The sequence below is a fragment of the Mesorhizobium sp. M0598 genome (assembly GCF_040320865.1).
Classification (GTDB): domain Bacteria; phylum Pseudomonadota; class Alphaproteobacteria; order Rhizobiales; family Rhizobiaceae; genus Mesorhizobium.
The window spans coordinates 1-3,072 of record NZ_JAMYQL010000089.1; the positions used below are offsets into that span (position 1 = coordinate 1).

A 3,072-nucleotide genomic window follows, 5' to 3' on the forward strand; every position below is an offset into this window, starting at 1 on the left:
GGCTGCCCATGACGATGTAGGCTTTGGCACCTGCCGACTTGCCCTTGGCGCGCAGCATCTTGCACACCTCGAACGCTTCCAGCGTGCCGGACTCCACCTCGTTGGAGCCGACATAGACCTGTTTCTCCGGCAGATTCGCCATGTCTGACGGTTCGAGGTTGACGAAGACCAGCGGGATGCCGGCCTTGGCAGCTTCCTCGCTGAGCGTCCTTGACGCGTTGGTGTCGACCAGCGTGACGATGATGGCGTCTACGCCGGTGGCGATGAAGTTCTTCACCTGGTCGAGTTGCTTGGCGACGTCATTCTGCGCGTCCTCGACCTGGATGCCGGCGCCCTTCTCCTTGGCGCGGGCCTGCATGCCGTCCCTCAGCAACGTCTGAAAATTGTTGTCGAAGTTGACGATGCTGACGCCAATTTTTGCAGCCATCGCATTGGTCGACATCAAGGCCGCCAACGAGGTCGAAATCAAAAACTTCTTCACGGTTTTCCTCCCTTGTGGATGGAGTGCCGGTTCACCCCTCCTTTGACTTCCGGCCCTTGCGGGATGGCTTGCGCGGACGCCTCGCGTGGCTGTCTGATCGGGCTGTCATTGGGCGGCGTTGGCGCGCGCCTTCTTCTCCTCGTAGCGGGCCTGCATGCGGGCCTCGCCTTCCTTGCTACCGTCGTGGAAAGTGCCCAACCATCGGTCGAACGGGATGAGGCCGTCGCCGTAGTTCACCTCGAAATATTTGTGATGGAGGTAATGGATGTAGGCGTGGCTATCGATGCTGGTGTCCTCGCCGAGTTCGACCTTGTCGAAGCCGACATGACCGGGAATGGCGCCGAAGCCGGCATAGTGGAGCTGGTAGAGCGCAAGCAGCGGGTTCGACGGGATGACCAGGTGCCAGAGTGCAACGCCGAGATAACCGAACTGCTCGACGGGATGCATCGACAGCGACGACCAGGGCGACGGGTTGACGGAGTTGTGGTGCACCGAATGCACCCATTTGTAGAGCGGCGGCCAGTGGATTGCCCGGTGCAGCAAGAAGAAATGCGTCTCGTGGATAATTGGCACTACCAGCGCCAGGCAAAACAGGTAGACGGGATGCTCGGCGACTGTCAGCCACGGCACGTCGCCCTTGGCATAGGCGTAGAGGATCGCGACTTCGATCGCCGTCCAGATCGGCATGCCGGTGCCGAAGGTACGCAGCATGTTGTCTAAGTTCTGGTTCTCGAAGAAGAAAGCCTTGCTCTTCTGCTCGGAGGGCCATTTGCCGTTGTATTTGAAGCGATTGCCCTGGGCTCTCAAAATGTAGAGCCGGAGCTCGAAGACGCCGAAGAAGACAAGCAGCGCCGCGCAGTTGACGAGGAAGAGCCTGAGGATCCATCCGACGCTCAGCGTCTTCATGACCTCGACGTCGGGCAGCACGTAGTGCCACCACGCGACCGCCGAGAGCGCGAACAGGAGATTGTACGGCAGGAAATAGTGCGGCAGCCATTTCAGTAGCGCCAGCGGACGCGGCGGAAAGGCGAACAGCGGCGCGGTGCCTGCCGGCTCGCTCGGAGCCCAGTCGCCTCTTTTGTTGCGCGTGCCGTATTTCAGGTCGTCCATGTCGATCTCACAGGGATTGGGAAAGGGTGAGGAAGCGGTCATAGGCGGCATCGTCCATGTCGACCTGGTGCTTCGCTTCGGGATAGGCGCCGGCTATCACATCGCGGCCGAAGGCGCGGAAGGCGGCGATGCGCTTTTCCTGCAGTTCGGCGTCTAGTGTCACGAAATCGGCATAGCGTTTGCGTGGCGCGGATAGTGACCGGTGTGGGTGCCGAGCACGTCACTGGAAAACAGGTACTGCGTGTCGCAGGCGCTGCCGCAGCCCATGCCCATGGTAATCAGTGGGGTCGAGCGCGTGATGTGATCGGCAAGCCGCACCGGCACGACCTCGACCTCGATGCAGGCGGCACCGGCATTCTCAAGGTCCTTGGCCGCGCGGAGCACCTTGAAGGCTTCTTCGGCGGTCTTTCCAACGGCGCGAAAATTCGTCCAAGTAGCGCGGTTCGGCACCAGGCCGACATGGCCGGTAACCGGAATGCCCTCCGCCGCCATCGCCTCGATGAAGCGCGGTGAATGCGAGCAATAGACGGCGTCGGCGCCGCGCTCGATCATGTCAAAGCCGAGCCGTACCGCCTCGTCGGGCGAGGCGACCGCGCCATGCTGCATGCCGACCGACAAGAAGGCGAAAGGCGCCGCCTCACGGATCAATTCCAGATTGTGGTCGGACTCGCTGGAGAGGATTACGATATTGCAGGCGACAGCCGCGGCGGCCTCAGCCGGCGTGTCGACGTGAAGCTGCAGCCATTTGCGGCTGCCCTTGGCGCTCCTCAGATCGTAGGCCGTCAGCCGTCTCGTCACTAGTCGTCCTCCCTTCGCGGAGCGCCATTGCATGTGAAAGAATGCCCCCTCACCCGGATTGCCATCCGATTTGTGGCAATCCGACCTTTCCTCGAGGGGAAAGGGAGATCGTCTGCGCTTGGCGCCAGCCTCTTCTCCCAACGGGGAAGGCGGATGCAAAGCGGCTGGATGAGGGGGCGAACTTCATATGCGATCCCCGTCCGTTCGCAGGGAGTTAGCACCGTGACGGAGGCGAAGCTCGCTCTATCTTGATCAAATCAGATCAAAGGTTCTCGGCAGTGAAGGTAACGAAGCGGATCGGCGGGTTTTCGACTTGCAGGTCGTGCAGGTTCAATGTCGCCAGCACGAGGTCCATGGCTCGCCTCGCCTGCGCCTCGGGTGCCTGGTCGAGCACGACATCCATCGTACCCTCGCGAAGTGCAACGGCGCTGCGCTCGGTGAGCTCGTGGCCGACGAAGAAGACCTGGCGTCCGAGCGGATTTCGGCGCAGGACATCGTTGAGCGCCGAATTGGCGCCGCCTGCATTATAGAGGCCGGCAAGGTCCGGCCAGCGCTTCAAGGCTTCAAGAAGCTGCTCAGCGTTGCGGTCTCCATCGTCATGGCCGAACAGCGCCCCGATCGGTTCGAAATGTTCGGTCGCCGTCTCCATCAGGTAGTCGAAGAAGCCGCGCACGCGGTCGCGG

5 protein-coding genes are annotated in these 3,072 nt (G+C 61.6%); all 5 read right to left on the minus strand.

Translation table 11 applies throughout. From position 1 onward, the window contains the following. On the minus strand, nucleotides 1-481 hold a 481-nt coding region (locus NKI59_RS34760; protein WP_352709035.1), incomplete at its 3' end, for a substrate-binding domain-containing protein. Nucleotides 482-586: 105 nt separating this feature from the next. Then, the gene (locus tag NKI59_RS34765) at nucleotides 587-1,591 is read right to left on the minus strand and encodes a sterol desaturase family protein (RefSeq protein ID WP_352709036.1); all 1,005 of its coding nucleotides are present in this window, start codon (nucleotides 1,589-1,591) and stop codon (nucleotides 587-589) included. 7 nt (nucleotides 1,592-1,598) lie between these two features. Next, the gene (locus NKI59_RS34770; RefSeq protein ID WP_352709037.1) at nucleotides 1,599-1,754 is read right to left on the minus strand and encodes a hypothetical protein; all 156 of its coding nucleotides are present in this window, start codon (nucleotides 1,752-1,754) and stop codon (nucleotides 1,599-1,601) included. Next, nucleotides 1,751-2,389 carry a 3-methyl-2-oxobutanoate hydroxymethyltransferase gene (locus NKI59_RS34775; protein ID WP_352709039.1) on the minus strand — a complete coding sequence of 213 codons (639 nt, stop codon included), beginning with the start codon at nucleotides 2,387-2,389 and terminating at the stop codon, nucleotides 1,751-1,753. The genes NKI59_RS34770 and NKI59_RS34775 overlap by 4 nt, the downstream gene beginning before the upstream one ends. A gap of 262 nt (nucleotides 2,390-2,651) precedes the next feature. Further along, nucleotides 2,652-3,072 (minus strand): substrate-binding domain-containing protein (locus NKI59_RS34780; RefSeq protein ID WP_352709040.1); only part of this gene is annotated, 421 nt, incomplete at its 5' end.

Bases quoted from the DNA above. Each gene is read 5' to 3' on its own strand.
- NKI59_RS34765 (WP_352709036.1), bottom strand. From the start codon at position 1,591: ATGGACGACCTGAAATACGGCACGCGCAACAAAAGAGGCGACTGGGCT.